This is a genomic window from Rhizobium sp. AG855 (assembly GCF_003610655.1).
Lineage (GTDB): Bacteria > Pseudomonadota > Alphaproteobacteria > Rhizobiales > Rhizobiaceae > Allorhizobium > Allorhizobium wuzhouense.
Genome location: NZ_RAQG01000003.1, coordinates 2,427,039 through 2,443,705, shown reverse-complemented (window position 1 = coordinate 2,443,705; position 16,667 = coordinate 2,427,039). Strand labels below are relative to the sequence as shown.

17 protein-coding genes are annotated in these 16,667 nt (G+C 64.6%); 8 read left to right on the top strand and 9 right to left on the bottom strand.

The features are described from left to right. Nucleotides 1-165 precede the first annotated feature (165 nt). The 3 genes from DFO46_RS12090 to DFO46_RS12080 all read right to left on the bottom strand — a co-directional run bounded on the left by DFO46_RS12090 (nucleotide 166) and on the right by DFO46_RS12080 (nucleotide 3,188). On the bottom strand, nucleotides 166-840 hold the full coding sequence (locus DFO46_RS12090) for a type 1 glutamine amidotransferase domain-containing protein (RefSeq protein ID WP_120277458.1): 675 nt from the start codon (nucleotides 838-840) through the stop codon (nucleotides 166-168). Between the two features lie 343 nt (nucleotides 841-1,183). Further along, on the bottom strand, nucleotides 1,184-2,221 hold the full coding sequence (locus tag DFO46_RS12085) for an NADP-dependent oxidoreductase (protein ID WP_120277457.1): 1,038 nt from the start codon (nucleotides 2,219-2,221) through the stop codon (nucleotides 1,184-1,186). A gap of 220 nt (nucleotides 2,222-2,441) precedes the next feature. Further along, a complete protein-coding gene (locus DFO46_RS12080) occupies nucleotides 2,442-3,188 on the bottom strand; it encodes a hypothetical protein (protein WP_120277456.1) in 747 nt (248 codons plus the stop codon). 172 nt (nucleotides 3,189-3,360) lie between these two features. Between DFO46_RS12080 and DFO46_RS12075 the strand changes: the two genes are divergently transcribed. Then, nucleotides 3,361-4,524, top strand: coding sequence for a helix-turn-helix domain-containing protein (locus DFO46_RS12075; RefSeq protein ID WP_120277455.1), 1,164 nt, complete (start codon nucleotides 3,361-3,363; stop codon nucleotides 4,522-4,524). A 259-nt stretch (nucleotides 4,525-4,783) separates the two neighbouring features. On the opposite strand, the gene recQ is transcribed toward DFO46_RS12075, so the two are convergent. Beyond that, nucleotides 4,784-6,643 carry a DNA helicase RecQ gene (gene recQ, locus DFO46_RS12070; RefSeq protein ID WP_120277454.1) on the bottom strand — a complete coding sequence of 620 codons (1,860 nt, stop codon included), beginning with the start codon at nucleotides 6,641-6,643 and terminating at the stop codon, nucleotides 4,784-4,786. A gap of 355 nt (nucleotides 6,644-6,998) precedes the next feature. Between recQ and DFO46_RS12065 the strand changes: the two genes are divergently transcribed. Further along, entirely contained in the window at nucleotides 6,999-7,571 is a 573-nt protein-coding gene (locus DFO46_RS12065; RefSeq protein ID WP_120277453.1) for a nucleoside 2-deoxyribosyltransferase, read from the top strand. 27 nt (nucleotides 7,572-7,598) lie between these two features. Here the strand turns inward: DFO46_RS12065 and DFO46_RS12060 are convergent, their stop codons facing one another. The 3 genes from DFO46_RS12060 to DFO46_RS12050 all read right to left on the bottom strand — a co-directional run bounded on the left by DFO46_RS12060 (nucleotide 7,599) and on the right by DFO46_RS12050 (nucleotide 8,877). After that, on the bottom strand, nucleotides 7,599-8,012 hold the full coding sequence (locus DFO46_RS12060) for a type II toxin-antitoxin system VapC family toxin (protein ID WP_120277452.1): 414 nt from the start codon (nucleotides 8,010-8,012) through the stop codon (nucleotides 7,599-7,601). Further along, entirely contained in the window at nucleotides 8,009-8,257 is a 249-nt protein-coding gene (locus DFO46_RS12055; RefSeq protein WP_120277451.1) for a type II toxin-antitoxin system VapB family antitoxin, read from the bottom strand. The genes DFO46_RS12060 and DFO46_RS12055 overlap by 4 nt, the downstream gene beginning before the upstream one ends. 194 nt (nucleotides 8,258-8,451) lie before the next feature. Continuing rightward, a complete protein-coding gene (locus DFO46_RS12050; RefSeq protein ID WP_120277450.1) occupies nucleotides 8,452-8,877 on the bottom strand; it encodes a helix-turn-helix domain-containing protein in 426 nt (141 codons plus the stop codon). Nucleotides 8,878-8,970: 93 nt separating this feature from the next. On the opposite strand from DFO46_RS12050, the gene DFO46_RS12045 reads away from it, so the two are divergent. Together DFO46_RS12045 and DFO46_RS12040 are read left to right on the top strand one after the other, a co-directional pair. Then, a complete protein-coding gene (locus tag DFO46_RS12045; protein WP_120277449.1) occupies nucleotides 8,971-9,378 on the top strand; it encodes a hypothetical protein in 408 nt (135 codons plus the stop codon). Between the two features lie 122 nt (nucleotides 9,379-9,500). After that, nucleotides 9,501-10,805, top strand: a complete 1,305-nt coding sequence (locus tag DFO46_RS12040) for an MFS transporter (RefSeq protein ID WP_120277448.1) — start codon at nucleotides 9,501-9,503, stop codon at nucleotides 10,803-10,805. Between the two features lie 160 nt (nucleotides 10,806-10,965). Here the strand turns inward: DFO46_RS12040 and DFO46_RS12035 are convergent, their stop codons facing one another. Next, a complete protein-coding gene (locus tag DFO46_RS12035; RefSeq protein WP_120278238.1) occupies nucleotides 10,966-11,358 on the bottom strand; it encodes a hypothetical protein in 393 nt (130 codons plus the stop codon). On the opposite strand from DFO46_RS12035, the gene DFO46_RS23765 reads away from it, so the two are divergent. Continuing rightward, a complete protein-coding gene (locus DFO46_RS23765) occupies nucleotides 11,351-11,824 on the top strand; it encodes a hypothetical protein (RefSeq protein ID WP_147412761.1) in 474 nt (157 codons plus the stop codon). The genes DFO46_RS12035 and DFO46_RS23765 overlap by 8 nt on opposite strands. Before the next feature lie 530 nt (nucleotides 11,825-12,354). On the opposite strand, the gene msrB is transcribed toward DFO46_RS23765, so the two are convergent. Beyond that, complete coding sequence (msrB, locus tag DFO46_RS12020; protein ID WP_110789413.1) at nucleotides 12,355-12,780, bottom strand: peptide-methionine (R)-S-oxide reductase MsrB; 426 nt, start codon at nucleotides 12,778-12,780, stop codon at nucleotides 12,355-12,357. Between the two features lie 295 nt (nucleotides 12,781-13,075). Here msrB and DFO46_RS12015 point away from each other — a divergent pair, with 295 nt between their 5' ends. From DFO46_RS12015 to DFO46_RS12005, 3 genes are all read left to right on the top strand, one after another. Beyond that, complete coding sequence (locus tag DFO46_RS12015; protein ID WP_120277445.1) at nucleotides 13,076-15,478, top strand: putative monovalent cation/H+ antiporter subunit A; 2,403 nt, start codon at nucleotides 13,076-13,078, stop codon at nucleotides 15,476-15,478. Between the two features lie 295 nt (nucleotides 15,479-15,773). Continuing rightward, nucleotides 15,774-16,193, top strand: a complete 420-nt coding sequence (locus DFO46_RS12010; protein WP_110789410.1) for a Na+/H+ antiporter subunit B — start codon at nucleotides 15,774-15,776, stop codon at nucleotides 16,191-16,193. Then, on the top strand, nucleotides 16,193-16,570 hold the full coding sequence (locus DFO46_RS12005; RefSeq protein WP_110789409.1) for a Na+/H+ antiporter subunit C: 378 nt from the start codon (nucleotides 16,193-16,195) through the stop codon (nucleotides 16,568-16,570). Before DFO46_RS12010 ends, DFO46_RS12005 begins: the two co-directional genes overlap by 1 nt. The last annotated feature ends 97 nt before the right edge of the window (nucleotides 16,571-16,667 follow it).

The following is a 16,667-nucleotide window of genomic DNA, read 5'->3' as shown; positions in this document are numbered from 1 at the left end:
GACCTCATTGATCGGGGCTCACGCTTCGCACGTCACCCCACCCCGGAGCTTCACTCCGACCCTCGCCCTCAAGGGGAGGGTGGAAGGTCCGCGCAAACGATCACCCCTCATCCTGAGGTGGAGCGAAGCGGTATCAGAAGGACAAGGGCGGATGGGCGCATTGCCTTACAGCAGCTTCAGCAGCGCCTTGGCCGCCTCTTCCGAAGAGGCCGGGTTCTGCCCGGTCACCAGTTTGCCGTCAGTCACCACATGCACGCCCCAGTCGGCACCCTTTTCGTAAATGCCGCCGTTTTGCGTGAGCATGTCCTCGACGAGGAACGGCACCACCTCCGTCAGGCCGACGGCGTCTTCTTCGGTGTTGGTGAAGCCCGTGACCTTCTTGCCCGAAACCAGCGGCTTGCCGTCGGACCCCTTCACATGGCGAAACACGCCCGGCGCATGGCAGACGGCGGCCACCGGCCGGCCCTTGGCAGCAAATCCCTCGATCAGCGCGATGCTGTCCTTGTCTTCGGCGAGATCCCAGAGCGGGCCGTGGCCGCCGGGATAGAAGACCGCGTCGAAATCGGCGGGGTCGATCCGCGACAAAGGCGTGGTCGAGGCGAGCAGCTGCTGCGCCGTCTGGTCTGCCTTGAACCGGTCCGTCGCCTCGGTCTGGGCGTCGGGCTCGTCGCTTTTCGGATCCAGCGGCGGCTGGCCGCCTTTCGGCGAGGCCAGCGTGATCTCGGCGCCTGCATCCTTCAGCACGTAATAGGGGGCGGCGAATTCTTCGAGCCAGAAACCGGTCTTCTTGCCGGTATCGCCGAGCGCGTCATGCGATGTGAGAACCATCAGGATTTTCATGGGTGTCAGTCCTTGTTGTGGTGTTGATTGGGTGTTCATGTCCGTGATCGGTGGCCTCGCCCTTCGAGGCCCGGCCGGGCCGGGCACCTCAGGGTGAGGGGAGACTATGTGTGCATCGCGCCGCAGACTCCCTCATCCTGAGGCGCCTCGCAAACGCGAGTGCCGCTGCCGCCCTCATCCTGAGGAGCTCTCGCAAATGCGAGGGCCGCGCAAGCCTCATCCTGAGGAGCCCTCGCGAAGGCGACGGCCGCTGCCGCGCTCATTCTGAGGAGCCCTCGCAAAGGCGACGGGCGCAGCCCCCCTCATCCTGAGGTGCCCTCGCGAATGCGAGGGCCTCGAAGGATCATGCGTCCGGCCCGACGCGGATCACCCGCTTGCCGAACCCTTCGCCGCGCAGCAGCCCGATAAAGGCGCGCGACGCTTCTTCCAGCCCGTCGATCATCTCCTCGCGGTATTTGATCTTGCCGGCCTCCACCCAGCCGCCCATTTCCTGGGCGAATTCCGGATAGAGATGACCGAAATCGTCAAAGACGATGAAGCCGCGCACGGTGACGCGCTTTTTCAGGAAAAGCCCCATCAGCCAGCCCAGCCGATCCGGGCCATCCGGCAGCGACGTGGCGTTATACTGGGCGATCAGTCCGCAAAGCGGGATGCGTGCGGCCGTGTTCAGAAGCGGCGCCACCGCATCGAAAACCGCGCCGCCGACATTCTCGAAATAGATGTCGATGCCGTTGGGTGTCGCGGCCTTCAGCCTGTCGGGCAGGCCGTCTGCCTTGTAATCCACGCAGGCGTCGAAGCCGAGCACCTCGACCGCATGGGCGCATTTCTCCGCCCCGCCGGCAATGCCGACGACCTTGAGGCCAAGGATCTTGCCGATCTGCCCGACGGTCGCGCCAACAGGACCCGTCGCACCACCCACCACCAGCGTCTCGCCGGCCTTGGGCTTGCCGATTTGCTTGAGGCCCGACCAGGCGGTAAAGCCCGGCATGCCGGTCACGCCCAGCGCCCAGGACGGATGGCTGGGATGAGCGCCAAGCGGCGTCACACCTTTACCGTCCGAAAGTGCATAATCCTGCCAGCCGGTGAAACCGACGACCCAGTCGCCTTCCTTGAAGCCGTCGAGCTTGGAGCTGACCACGCGCGACACCGTGCCGCCGACCATGGTCTGGCCGATCTCGACCGGTGCGGCATAGGACGGCGCATCGCTCATCCGCCCGCGCATGTAAGGGTCGAGCGACAGGAAGACGGTCCGCAACAGCATCTGGCCATCAGCGGGTGTGGGAATGTCGGCGGTCTCGAGCCGGAGCGTCTGGTCGTTGGGTTCGCCCTTCGGCCGCTCGGCAAGAACGAGGCGGCGATTGGTCGTGTTCGATTGCGGCATGGATGATCTCCTGTGCTGGAATGCGTGTCGCGTGAGGATCACGTGAAAAAACTGCGGTGCCCCTTGGCCCATGCGGGATGGGTTTCCGTCACCGGTCATGGATGGAACAACGGCATCCGGCTGCCGTTGTTCCATGACATCCTGTCGCGGCAGGACGATGACGCCCGCACATGCAGCGACAACCGCCCACGACCCCGCGCCACCCGCAACGCGCCTTGGATCACCGGATCGTCACACGCACCATCTCGCCCCGAATCAGGACCTCCGGTTTCGCACCCGGCGTGTTCGGCAGCGCGCTGTCGACATAGGAGGCGACCGCTTCCACGCCGTAGCTGATCGGCGTCGGCACGAGGAAGCGCAGGGATGCGTCGAGCATGTTGCCGGAGATCTGGATCTGTTCGGTGTTCATCACCCGTTCGAAGGCAAGCTTGGCCCGCAGCGCCGCTCCCCGCGCGGCGATCGTGGCCGCATGGCCGGTGAAGGAAAAGTCGCCCGCATCGCTGTCGACGTCGATCCTGTCAAAATCGCCCGACAGCCGCATGCGCGCGGCATTCTGCCGGATCGACACGCGCGCCTCCGGCGCGAGCTGCGCATTGAGCGTCAGCGTGCAGTCGTCCCAGTCGTTCCAGCCAAAGAAGCCGCCGCGATCCCCCATGTCGACGGTCAGCGTGTCACCGTCGCGCGTCATCCGGCCCTGGCCGGCGCAGCCGGAGGCAAACCAGGCGGAACGGAAGAGGGCGCCCCAGCCATGCCGCGTCCCCGAAAGAACCGCCTGCAGCGGTCCGTCCTGGCGCGTGGCAATGGTGATGTCGCTTGCGGAACCCGTCACGTCGAGCCGGGTCACGCCGGCAAGGTCGATGGGTCCGGAGATCGACTCGCTCGCCTGGATCATCTGGATGCTGCCGTCGATGACGGCGAGGGCGACGATGCCGCCGAGGACCGAGAGAATGATGGTGCGTGTGCGCATGGGCTGGGCTCCTTCAGGTATCGCCCCGCATGCAGGATGCCGGGGCCGTTTCGATGCCCCATCTGCCGCCGCAGCGCCCTGACCGGCGACCTTGATCACGTTTCAGGTCGACCTTGATCGCGCTTGCGGTCATGATCGCCTCAACCTGATGCCCTGACATGCGAAATCCCTGATGCTCTTCGTCCCGCTCTCTTTCCTCGTTGCCCTCTTTCTCGGCATCTTCCTCGTCCGCCTTCTGCGCGAAGGCCGCGACAGCTGGGGCACGCATGGGCTCTTCCTGCTGCTGATCGTGCTGCACATCATCCAGAGCCTGCTCGTCGGCCTGCGCTGGGGGTATGGGTTGACGCAGGTGCTGGCCGTACTGCCGGTCATGGCAAGCCTCATCCCGGCGCTCTCCTTCCTCGCCTTCCGCGATCTCGCCCGCGAGGGCCAGGGCCTGACACGCGCCGACTGGCCGCATCTCCTGCCGACGCTTGCGGTCGTCCTGATCATGCTGACGGCGCGCATGCCGGACGGGCTCGCCATCCCCGCCGTGATGCGCATTCCCGTCGATGTCGTCCTGATCAGCGAATTCCTCGCCTATGGCGCAGCCCTGCTGTGGCTGGCCCGGGAGGGGCCGGATGCGCTGGTCGCCTCGCGGCTTGATGGCGCGCTGCGTTCCTACCGTGCGCTGCAGTTGACCGGCCTGGCCCTGATCACCTCTGCGCTGACCGATGTCGCGATCAGCCTCGACATGCTGTGGTCGGGCGGCCGGTATTCCCCCATGGTGGTCTCTGCCGCCACCACGCTGATCCTGCTTCTGCTCGGCATCGGCGCCGTCACCGCCAGCCAGGAAGAGGCAGGCGAGGGCGACGCCTCGTTCGCCGAATGGGGCGGACCCGATGCGGGGCCGGACGCCGCCCCACCGCTCACTTCACCGTCTATATCGCCGCCCCGCTCGGCCGAGAGCCCCACGACCTCGACGGCGTTACCCGCCAAATCCGCCACCGAAGACCACCAGCGCCTCGCGATCGACCTCGACCGCCTGATGACGGAAAAGCGTCTTTGGGCCAATCCGGATCTCAACCTCGCCCGCCTTGCCCGCCGGCTCGGAAGCCCCGCCCGCGCTGTCTCCGAAGCCGTCAACCGCGTGCATGGCATGAGCGTCTCGCATTACGTCAACAACCACCGCATCGCGGAGGCCTGCCGGCTGCTCGCCGACACCGATATGCCCGTCACCCGCATCCTCTTCGAGGCGGGCTTCATGACCAAATCCAACTTCAACCGCGAATTCCTGCGTGTGACCGGAGAAAGCCCGAGCGACTGGCGCCGGCGGATTTCCCCACCTCCCCATTGAGGGGGGAGGTCGCCGCAAAGCGGCGGGTGGGGCGACGTCGCGCGAGACGCCGATCCGCAAACTGCGCATGTCCAGCACACGACGGCGCAGCCGGGTTAAGCCCTCCCCCTTGTGGGGAGGGGTGGGGAGGGGGCTTTTTGTTCAGCTGCAATGACCCCGAAGGCGGAGGTCGCCGCGAAGCAGGGGTGACCTCCATGGCCTCGATCCTTCGAGGCCTGCTGACGCAGGCGCCTCAGGATGAGGGGGCTAGGCCGAAACCTCACCGCGAATACGCCAAAATCACCTCGAGAAACGCGTCGCCATACCGCTCCAGCTTCGATTGCCCGATGCCGGAAATGCCGAGCATCTCGTCCTCGTCCATTGGCCGTTCGGTGGCCAGCGCAATCAGCGTCGTATCCGGGAAAACCACGTAAGGCGGCACGCCCTGGTCTTTGGCGATCTCCATGCGCTTGGCGCGCAAGGCCTCGAACAGCTCCTGATCCGCCTGATCGAGCCCCGCCTTGGCATGGGCGGTGCGCGACGCGGCTGCCCCGCGCGCAGCCTTGCCCGTGGTCGGCCGGTCCTTCCGGAAACGCACGTCCACCTCGCGCTTGAACACGGCCCGCGCCGTTTCCTCGAGCTTCAGCGCGCCGAAGGCGGTGTGATCCACCCTGACATAACCGGCGGCGAGCAGCTGGCGAAACACCGATTGCCAGGTCTTCGCCGGCACATCCTTGCCCGCCCCGAACACCGGCATATCCGTATGGCCGAATCGAACAGTCTTGTCGTTCTCGTTGCCCAAGAGCACATCGATCAGATGCCCGGTGCCGAAGCGTTCGCCGGTCCGGTAGATCGCCGCCAGCGCCTTGATCGCCGCATCCAGCCCGTCCCAGGTCTCGACCGGTTTCAGGCAGGTATCGCAGTTGCCGCAGTTGCCCGCGTGGCTCTCGCCGAAATGTTTGAGGATCGCCTGGCGCCGGCAGCCCGGTGTTTCGCAGATCGCCAAGAGCGCATTGAGCTTCGCCCGCTCCACCCGCTTGATCTCGTCGGCCGCCTGACCCTCGTCAATCATCCGCCCGCGCTGGATGACATCGGCCATACCATAGGCCATCCACACATCAGACGGCAGGCCATCACGCCCCGCGCGCCCCGTCTCCTGGTAATAGGCCTCGACGGAGCCCGGCAGGTCGAGATGCGCGACGTAACGCACATTGGGTTTGTCTATGCCCATGCCGAAGGCGACGGTGGCGACGAGGCAGAGCTCTTCTTCCTTCAGGAAGGCATCCTGATTGGCATCGCGCACCGCCCGGTCCATGCCGGCGTGATACGGCAATGCCCGGATGCCCTGGTCGTCGAGCCATGTCGCGATCTCCTCCACCTTGGCGCGCGACAGGCAATAGACGATGCCGCTCGATCCCTTGTGGCGGGAGAGGAAGCGCAACAGCTGCTGACGCGGCTGGTCGCGCTCGACGATCTCATAGGCGATGTTCGGCCGGTCGAAGGAGGTGGTGAACACTTGCGCATCGTGCAGGCCCAACCGCTCGATGATGTCGTCGCGCGTATGCGGATCGGCGGTGGCGGTGAGTGCCATGCGCGGCACGCCGGGAAAGAGATCGGTGAGCTTGCCGAGTTCGCGATACTCAGGCCTAAAATCATGCCCCCATTGCGATACGCAATGCGCTTCGTCGATGGCAAAGAGCGCGATCTCGACGCCCTGCATCATCTCGACGAAACCCGGCGTCGCCGTGCGCTCCGGCGTCACATAGAGAAAGTCGAGCTCGCCGCGATCCAGTGCCCGCCGGATCTCGACATATTCGTCCTTCGACAAGGTCGAATTGAGCGCCGCCGCCCGCACCCCAAGACCTTTGAGCGCCTGCACCTGGTCGCGCATCAAGGCAATCAGCGGCGACACGACGATGCCGACGCCCGGCCGGCAGAGCGCCGGCACCTGGAAACACAGGGATTTGCCCGCGCCGGTCGGAAACAGCACGACCGCATCGCCCCCCGACACGACATGGGACACCACCTCCGCCTGCCGCCCGCGAAAGGCCGGATAACCATAGACTCGCTTCAAGACGGAAAGCGGGGTTTCCCGGCCATGGGCGGAGAACAGCGGATCGGTGAGGGGCTGAGTCGACATGGTCAAAGGTCTAGCCGATGGGGAGGGGGCTGGCCACCTTGTTAGCCCGGTTTCTTGAAGGCGGGGCAGGGGCGGGCGAGAAGAGGTAAAAGCTCCATCTCCCCTCACCCTGAGGAGCCCGCCAAAGGCGGGCCTCGAAGGGCGAGGCCACCAGCACCCTGCCAACTCATAAAATCAAACGATTGTCTGATATAATATCAGATCAATTGATCCGGTATCGAACCAGTGATGATATCCGCGTTCAAAATCCCGCTGGCGCTGCAATCCTGTGCACCGCAGCAATCCGCTCTTGCAACCCCGCCCGCCGACTGCTCCTGATCGGGCTCTCCCAAGCCTCCAAGGATCTCCCCCCCGCATGTCCATCCCGCTCAAACTCTACCTCGCCGGCCCCGAGGTCTTCCTGCCCGATGCCCGCGCCATCCTCGATGCCAAGGCCGCACTCACCCGCAGCTATGGTTTTGACCCCATCTGCCCCGGCGACCTCGCCATCCCGCCGGCCCCGACCAAACACCAGTTCGGCCTCAACATTTCCGAGGTCGACGAGGGCTTCATGAACCGCGCCGATGGCGTCATCGCAAATTTGACGCCGTTTCGCGGCATCGCCGCCGATCCCGGCACCGTCTTCGAACTCGGCTATATGTGCGGCGCCGGCAAGCTGGTCGCCTGTTATACCAATGTCGCCGAGAGCCACTTCAAGCGTACCGCCGACTTCTATTCGGGCCAGATCCACCTCGCCGAAGACGGCCGCAAGCGCGCGCCCGACGGCACCATGCTGGAAGACTTCGAGATGATCGAGAACCTCATGCTCCACGGCGGCGTCGAGCGCCGCGGCGGCCCGGTGGCCGTTCATCCGGCGGAAGCCGACAGGCTCTGGACGGATCTCACGGCCTTCGAGCAGTGCTTGAAGATGCTGGCGGAACGAGGCTGAAGGGCAAGGGGAGTGCCGGGTGTGCCGCTAAAAGTCCCAGGGATTGATCAGGTCGATTCCGCAGTTCTGGAAATCGACGACATTGCGGGTGGCTAGTGCTGCGCCTTTGGTCCTCGCGATCGCCGCGATCATGCCGTCCGGCACGCTCATGCCCCGGCCGCGACGCCGGGCATCGCTCATGATCGCGCCATAGGTCAGGGCGGCCGCTTCATCGAAACCATGGATGCGTCCGGCAAATCGGTCTCGCCAGTCATCAAGCGCGCGCTCCAGTCGCGGTGCCCGCTCATCGTCCCGGATCTTTGCAATTCCGTAGGCGACTTCTCCGATGACCACGCTCGACAGGGCCAATTCGGCATCGTGCCGGATGAGCCAGGAAATCACGGCTTCACTCGGCTGCTTTTTCAATGTCTCCGAAACGACATTGGTGTCGAGGAAGATCAAAGCTCCGGTCCCTCATGCGGCTCGCGATCGGCACGAATGACGGCGTCCAGATCCAGGTCGAGCCTGACCTCGGCGCTGATCCGCCGATAGAAATCGGCTGCCGGTTCCCGGCCGGTCCTCTGCGTCTCATAGGCTTCGAGCGCGCGCTCGACGATATCGGCAATCGACCGGTTTTCCCGTCGCGCCAGTCGATGCGCCAAATCACGTGCCCGGGCGCTGCGGACGGACAATTGCGGTTCAGCCATGGATAAGCTCCTTGGTCGTCAGTCTATCCTTTCTGCACTCTGCCATCAAGATGGCGGAGGACGGCCAGCCATCAGCCGCGAGGCGGGTCAGCCTTTGGCAGCGCGTCAGAGGGGCGCCGCAGTTTGTGCAACCCTTGCGCCGATTCCGCCGTCTTGACGTTCTGCGTGAAGAGGTTGCCCGAAAGAATCTGAAATCAATGCCTTGCCGGCCCCGCTTCATCCGCCGCCACGCGCCGAATGACCTGCATTGCAAAGCTCTGCGGATCGACCGCCATGGCCGCCACCATGTCCCGCGGCGCATCGGTCGGCGTATGTTTGGCCGACCACAGCACCATCGACACCAGCACCGGCGCAAGCTCCGCCCCCTTTGCGGTCAGCCGGTAGACGAAGCGTCGTCCATCCTGCCCGTCACGCGCCTTCGTGATGATCCCGGCCTGTTCCAGTTTCACCAGCCGGTCGGTGAGCACATTGGTGGCAATCCCTTCCCCAGCGGCCAGAAAGCCGTTGAAGCTGCAGATCCCCTTGAACATCAGGTCGCGCACGATGAGCAGCGACCAGGCGTCGCCGAAGAGGTCGAGGGCGAGCGCGATGGGGCAGAGCGAGCGGGGAGGTGAGGTCATGGCGGCATCCGGTTAAATCACTTGTAAAATGCAAGTTATCATGGTTGGATAACCCTGGGGAATGGCACTTTGGAACCCTGGGGAGGTTTCGTCATGGGCAAGGCATTCTGGCTCGGCTTCGCCGCCTATCTTCTGCCGACCTTTCCGCTCGGTTACGTCTGGCACCTGAAAACCTTCGCCGCCGCCTATCACCGTCTTGAGATGTATCGCGACGATGTCCTCATCCCGCTCGGTCTCGGCTCCATGGTCATCCAGGGCCTGATCTTTTCCTTCGCCTATCCGCGCCTCTTCTCCACCGCGCCCGCCGATACCTGGCGCAGCGCCGCTGCCGCCTTCCTCGTCTTCGGCCTGCTCGCCTTTTCCTTCGTCGTCCTGCCGGTCGCGGCGAAATACAGGATGGCCTCGGTGCGCGATTTCATCGCACTCGAAACGGCCTTCACCCTCCTGCAATTTGCCATCGTCTGCCCATTGATCGCGCTCGCCCACCGCCAGGCGGGCTGACGGGAGCAGCCGTCCAGGCATCGGCTTGGCAGCGGCCGCCGCTTGCGTTTCCTCCCCCAAAAAAACAGGGCTTGTTCCCAGGCTCCGCAGGTGCTTAGTCGGGGCACTTCAAGGAACCCCGCATGACCCCGCCCGAAGCCAGTCTACCCTTGCCGGCCAAGCTCCCGCTCGGCCGCGCCTTCCACCGCCTGCTTTTGTCCAGCGGCCTTGCCAATCTCGCCGATGGCATCGGCGTCGTCGCCTGGCCCTGGCTTGCTTCGCTGATCACCCGCGACCCCCTGGCGATCGCGCTCGTCGGCGTGGCGCAGAAACTGCCCTGGTTCCTCTTCGCGCTGCCATCAGGCGTGATCACCGACCGCTTCGACCGCCGCCGCCTGGTCATATCAATGGACGTTTTGCGCTTCATCACCCTGATCACGCTCTCGCTCGCCATGCTGGCCCCGGGCATGCTGCCGCAAACCCCTGTCCAGGATTTCCCGCTTAATCCGCTCTATGCCCTGCTGCTGCTCTGCGCCCTCATCGTCGGCTTTGCCGAGGTCCTGCGCGACAATTCCGCCGTCACCCTGCTGCCGTCGATTGTCCCCCATGACCGGCTCGAAACCGCAAACGGCCGCATGGGCAGCGTCGAAACCGTGATGAACATGATGATCGGCCCGCCGCTCGCCGGCCTCGTCATCGGTCTCGCGCTGCCGCTCGCCTTCGGGCTCTATGGCCTTGCCTTCGCCTTCGCCGGCCTGTTGATCCTCTCCATCCCCGGCACGTTTCGCACCGAACGGCCGGAACCGCGCCACTGGCTCGCCGAAATCCGCGAAGGCACCGCCTATCTCTTTGCCCGCCCGCTGCTGCGCGATCTCGCCCTCGGGCTGGGCGTGTTGAACGCCATCGAGGTCATGCTGCTGACGGGCATGGTCTTGTATGCTCAGGAGGTCATGCAACTGAACTCGGCCGAATACGGTCTGCTGCTGACAGGCCTGGCGATCGGCGGTGTCATCGGCGGCCTGCTGGGGGAACCGATCATCCGCCGCTTCGGCGCATCCGCCTGCCTCAGGGCCACCATCGCCGGGTGCCTGGTCTGGGCGCTGATCGTGCTTCTTCTGCCCTTTCCGTCCTTGGTCTGGGCAGCGCTCGCCCTCTCGGCCATAACGGGCATGGTCTGGAACATCATCACGGTCTCGCTGCGCCAGCGTCTCATCCCGCCGCATCTGCTTGGCCGGGTCAACAGCGTCTACCGCTTCTTCGGCCTCGGCACCATGCCGCTCGGCGTGTTGGTGGCCGGCGTCAGCGTCACGCTGGCCGAACACGTCATGCCGCGCCACCAGGCGCTCGGCATGCCCTTCATCCTCGCCGCCATCCTCAGCGTGCTGCTGCTCGCCGGCCTCTGGAGCCGCGTTTCGCCGAAGGCGCTGGCAGCCTTCGACGGGCGCTGAGACCCTCCACCTCGCCCTTCAGGGGGAGGTCGCCGCAAAGCGGCGGGTGGGGGTGATCCTGGCGACGAGTCCGACATCATGGATCAACGCAGGCGTCTCGCCCGTCACCCCACCCCGGAGCTCCGCTCCGACCCTCCCCCTCAAGGGGAGGGTGGTTGCCTCACTTCTTTTTCGCCGGCTGCGCCGTCGGATCCTCGAACCTTATGCCGCAATTGTTCTTGATCGACGCCGTCTCGATCGCCTTCATCTCGCCCTTCAGCCGCGAGACTTCCGCCGCCGATGCCCCGTCGCCCTTGGCGAAGAACAGGGCAGGCCAGAAGATGACCAGTCCGACGCCGACCGCCACCGCATCATTGTCCGCCTTCTTCTGCTGCACGCCACTCGCCGAAATGGCCCGGCTCGACACGGTCGTCGCCTCCTCGCGCAGCCGGTCGCAGGACAGGCTCTCATACAGCGTCGACGACACATAGGCCGCCTCGATATCCTTTGGCTTGCTGGCACAGGAAGAAAGCGCCGCAGCAAGCGCCATGGTGGCGGTGATTGTCTTGTTCATGATGACCCCCAGTTGTGAACGCATGATGCCTGTCGCAGGAGGTGCGTGCCGTCAAATCCAAACCCTGCAGGTTTCGGCAAAAGGAGAGGGTGTCCACAACCAAAAGTGGGCTGGTCGAAAAGGGGTGATTGAAGCCGATTATTGTGCGGAAGCCGGTTTTCGGTTATGTTGTCCTTCATTCGGACAAGGAGGCGCGGTGGTGACCCAACGGAAAGTTGTGACGACAATTGCCTCTTCGACGGGGGAAGCCCCCCATGCAAAGGCAGTCTTGTCGCCCCGCGACCCGGTGGTGCACCGTGCCCTGGTTCCCGTAGCTCCCGCTGACGATGCCATTGATATCGAAAAGCAGCGCGAAAACCGCCTGGGGCCGGATTTCAATCCGGACTACTTTGAAACGCTTGATGCCATGATCGAAGATGCGTACGGCCCGATTACCGGCCAGTTCAGGCCGGTCTCTGGCGACTGACGGTGGTCATCCGCGAGCCGTATCGAACAGACCTGATCCCACTTCCCGCGAAGTGGGATTTTGTTTGGTGTGCTTGGCCCTTTGACGGAAGTCCCAGACTCCCTGGTCCTTATCCTCGGCCCTGTCTGGTGCGGGCCGCCGGCTTCATGCCTTTTGGGGATCGGGAAGTCCCCTGGATTTATGTTTCCTACTGTACCAAGCAGGTCGACAGGCTCGAGGGCACCGGTTTTATCATCGACGATCCGCACGAGCTCTCGGAATGTGGCCTATACGAGCCGACACGCGTCATGCCGACCTTGCTCAAGGGCCTGCCCTGGTCGCCGTCCTTCTTCATGCGGAGACACCGTGACACTGTCGGACCAGTCATCGGCCATGCCCCAGAGGTCACACGGCGGCGAACACTGCAGATCATGCCTCATTTCTAGGAGGGAATTCGCCCCCCACACTCAGCGAACCCTGCTCCCTCCTCGGTGGAGATCTCGACACAGCCTGGGAGGGAGGAGGCCCGGGGCCTCCTCAGGCACTCCCGCTCACTTCAACGGCTCGAACACCATCGAATGGCCGTTGATGCAGTAGCGCAGCCCCGTCGGCTTCGGGCCATCCGGGAACACATGGCCCAGATGCCCGCCGCAGTTGGCGCAGCGGATTTCGGTGCGCACCATGCCAAACGCCGTGTCGCGGTGTTCGGTCACGGCATCAGGCTTCACCGGCTCGAAATAGCTCGGCCAGCCGCAGCCGGCGTCGAACTTCGTGTCGGAGATGAACAGCGGTTCGTCACAGGCGGCGCAACGATAGAGGCCCTTTTCGAAATTGTCCCAATATGGCCCGGTAAAGGGCCGCTCGGTGCCGTGTTCGCGCAGGATCCGGTATTGTTCGGGCGTCAGCTGCTCGCGCCACTCGGCGTCCGTCTTTTCGATTTTCGCCACGGTGGTGGTTCCGGTGGGGGTGGAGCTCATGGTCTTCTCCTTGAGAAAGGGATGGGGTCCAAGCAATGCGCAGGCCCTTTGGCACTATAGATAGGGCGGCAGGGCGGCCCCTGCAATTGCGCCGCTGCTCCCTCAGTCGCGCCATCGTCCATTCCCTTTCAAGCAAACACCGAAATACATGGGGAGCGCGAAAATTTCCGGGGTCTGACGCGTCCGTGATCGGTTTTTCCGCCGTTTTTGCTTGGAAAGCCGCGACCCATGTCCTAACACGGAGCCTCCTTGCATCGTTAAGACGACGGATGTCGTCCGCCCACGAGGAGGTGGAATGCCTGACCTGCCGAGCGGCCTGACCTGGCTCGCGCTCCTGCTGCCCTTCGTCGCCGCACTTGTTGCCCCCGTGCTGACCGCCCGCCTGGGCGCTGCCGCCGCCTGGTGTCTTGCGCTGTTTCCGGCGCTCGCCTTCGTGCATTTCCTAAGCGTCCTGCCGGAGATTGCATCCGGCGGGCGCATCACCGGCGGTTTCGCCTGGGTGCCCAGCCTCAACCTCTCCTTCTCCTGGCTGCTCGACGGTCTGTCGCTCACCTTCGCGCTTCTGATCACCGGCATCGGCACGCTGATCGTGCTGTATGCCGGCGGTTACATGAAGGGCCATCCGCAGCAGGGCCGGTTCTTCAGCTATATCCTGCTCTTCATGGGCGCCATGCTCGGGGTTGTCGTCTCCGACAGCTTCCTGATGCTCTTCGTCTATTGGGAGCTGACCTCGATCACCTCCTTTCTGCTGATCGGCTTTGATCACACGCGCGAAGCCTCGCGCCGCGCAGCGCTCCAGGCGCTCGTTGTGACCGGCGGCGGTGGCCTCGTCCTGCTGGCAGGCCTCATCTTCATCTGGAACATCACCGGCATCAGCCAGCTGTCATTGCTGCTCTCCACCGGCGATATCCTGCGCGAAAGCCCCTTCTATCTGGCGGCCCTGCTCCTGGTGCTCGGCGGCGCCTTCACCAAGTCGGCGCAGTTTCCCTTCCATTTCTGGCTGCCCAACGCCATGGAAGCGCCGACCCCGGTCTCGGCCTATCTGCATTCCGCCACCATGGTGAAGGCCGGCGTCTATCTCCTGATGCGCCTCAACCCGGTCATGGGCGGCACGCCCGCCTGGGAAATCCTCTTGCCCTTTTTCGGCGGCATCACCCTGCTGGTCGGCGGCATCCTCGCGGTGCGCCAGACCGATTTGAAGCTGATGCTCGCCTATACGACGGTTGCCTCGCTCGGCCTGCTCGTCATGCTGACCGGCTTCGACACCCCCTATGCGGTCGAAGCCGCAGTGCTCTATCTCGTCGCCCATTCGCTGTTCAAGGGCGGCCTGTTCATGGTGGCCGGCATCATCGATCACGAGACCGGCACCCGCGACATCCGCCTGCTCGGCGGCTTGCGCAGGCTGATGCCGATCACCTTTGCCGCCGCCATCCTCGGCGGCATCTCCATGGCGGGCCTGCCGCCGCTCTTCGGTTTCCTCGCCAAGGAAGAGATCTATGCGGCGCTCGCGGGCGCAAACCCGCGTGCCATCCTGTTCACGGCTGTAGCCGTCATCGGCAATGCACTGATGTTCGTCATCGCCTTTGCCGTCGGGTTGAAACCCTTCATCGGCGCCGAGACGAAGACGCCGAAACATGCCCATGAAGGCCCCGTTCTGCTCTGGCTCGGCCCGCTGACGCTGGCGCTCCTGGCGCTGGTCGGTGCGCTCTTTTCCGGCATGGTCCACCGCTTCATTTCCTCGCCCATGGCAAGCGCCGTCGATGGCGCATCGCAGACGGTCTCGGTCGGCCTCATCCCGCATATCGGCATGCCGCTGGCCCTCTCGATACTGACCGTCGCCCTCGGCATCCTGCTCTATCGCGGCCTCGACCGGCTCCGCGCCGGCGTCGATCGTCTCGTCACCGGCTTCGGCCTCAGCCCCGATCGCAGCTTCGACCATCTCGTGTCAGGCCTCGTCCGGCTCTCGGTCCGCGTGACCGGCGTCATCCACAATGGCCGCCTGGAAGTCTACATCACCACCACCTTCATTCTGCTGGCGCACGTCCTGCTGGTCACGCCCGTCGTCTATGGCGAGCTGCCGGCCATGCCCGCCTGGCCCGCCAATCTGAGCCTCGTCGAGGCGGCCTTCCTGACAATCGCCGTCATCGGCGTCGCCGCCGTCCTCTCGGCCCGGGATCGTCTGACGGCCATTGTCTGCCTCGGCATCCAGGGCTTTGCGCTCGCCGTACTCTTCCTGCTTTATGGCGCGCCGGATCTCTCCTTCACCCAGTTCATGGTCGAAACGCTCTCGGTCGTCATCCTGGCACTGGTCATGACGCGCCTGCGCCTGTCACCCACCGATCACCGTCCGCTGATCGCCCGCCTGCTCGATGGCGCCGCTGCCGTCGCCTGTGGTGTCGGCTTCGCGCTCCTCCTCATCCGGGCCACCGAAGCGCCCTTCGATGCCACGCTGACCGAGTTCTTCGCCGCCTATTCCAAGGCGATCGCCCACGGTGCCAATGTCGTCAACGTCATCATCGTCGACTTCCGCGGCGTCGACACGCTGGGCGAAATCTCCGTCGTCATGATCACCGGCCTGGCCATTCTCGCGCTCATCCGCATCCGCGTCGGCACGGCGGCCCCCACCGCCTCCGTCGTCTCCCCGCCATCCGGCTCCTTTGGTGAAGTGAAGGGCAAGAAGAAGGGGAGGGGAAAGTGATGAACCGCTCTGACATCCATCGGCCTTCGGCCCACCGCTCCACGCCGCTCACCGCAGATCTTTGCCGGCCTTCGGCCCACCCCCCTCTGTCGGCTGCGCCGACATCTCCCCCACAAGGGGGGAGAGTGGAGGCTCGCGTCCTGCCTGTAAAAATTCACGCCGCCGCAACCGCCCGCCATCAGCGGAGATCGCCGCGCTCGGCCACCTTCCGCTCTCCCCCCCTGTGGGGGAGATGCCCGACAGGGCAGAGGGGGGTAACTCAGACCTGCAGCGTCAGAAGTGTGGAGGCCCCGCGATGAACACGCTCATCTTCCGCACCTTCGCGCCCTTCCTCACCGCGCTGATGCTGCTCTTCTCGATCTTCGTCCTCTTGCGCGGCCACAACGAACCCGGCGGCGGCTTCATCGGCGGTCTGATCGGCGCCTCCGCCTTCGCCATCTACGGCATCGCCTTCGGCGTCCAGGCCGTGCGCCGTGCGCTCTGGTTCCACCCGATGTCGGTTGCCGGCTGCGGCCTGCTCCTGTCGACGCTGTCGGGCTTCGTCTCCGCGCCGCTTGGTTATCCCTTCATGACCGGGGTCTGGATCTATCCGACGCTGTTCGGCGTCGAGGTGCCGCTCGCCACCGTCGTGTCCTTCGATGTCGGCGTCTATCTCGTGGTTGTCGGCACCTTCACCTCGATTGCGCTCGCGCTTGAAGAAAGGGATGACGCCTGATGGAAGCGCTCTTTTCCCTCGTCGTCGGCATCTTCTTCACCGCCGCCTTCTATCTGATGATGTCCAAACACATCATCCGCGTGCTGCTCGGCATCGTTCTGCTCGGCAATGCCGTCAACATGCTGATCTTCACCTCGGGCCGCCTGACCCCCTCCATCCCGCCGATCATTCCGGGCGGAGAGACCGTCCTGCCGGCGGCCACCGCCAATCCGCTGCCCCAGGCGCTGATCCTGACCGCCATCGTCATCTCCTTCTCCTTCTTCTGCTTCCTGCTCGTCTTGACCTGGCGCGCCTATCAGGACCTCGGCACCGACAACACCGACGAGATGCGCGTCGCCGAACCCGCCGACGATCCCGCGCCGCCGATGGGGTATTGAGGATGGGGTTCGCTGAGATGTCCATGGCTGGCGTTTGGGGCCACACCCCCCTCTGTCACTTCGTGACATCTCCCCCACAAGGGGGGAGAGGGGTGTT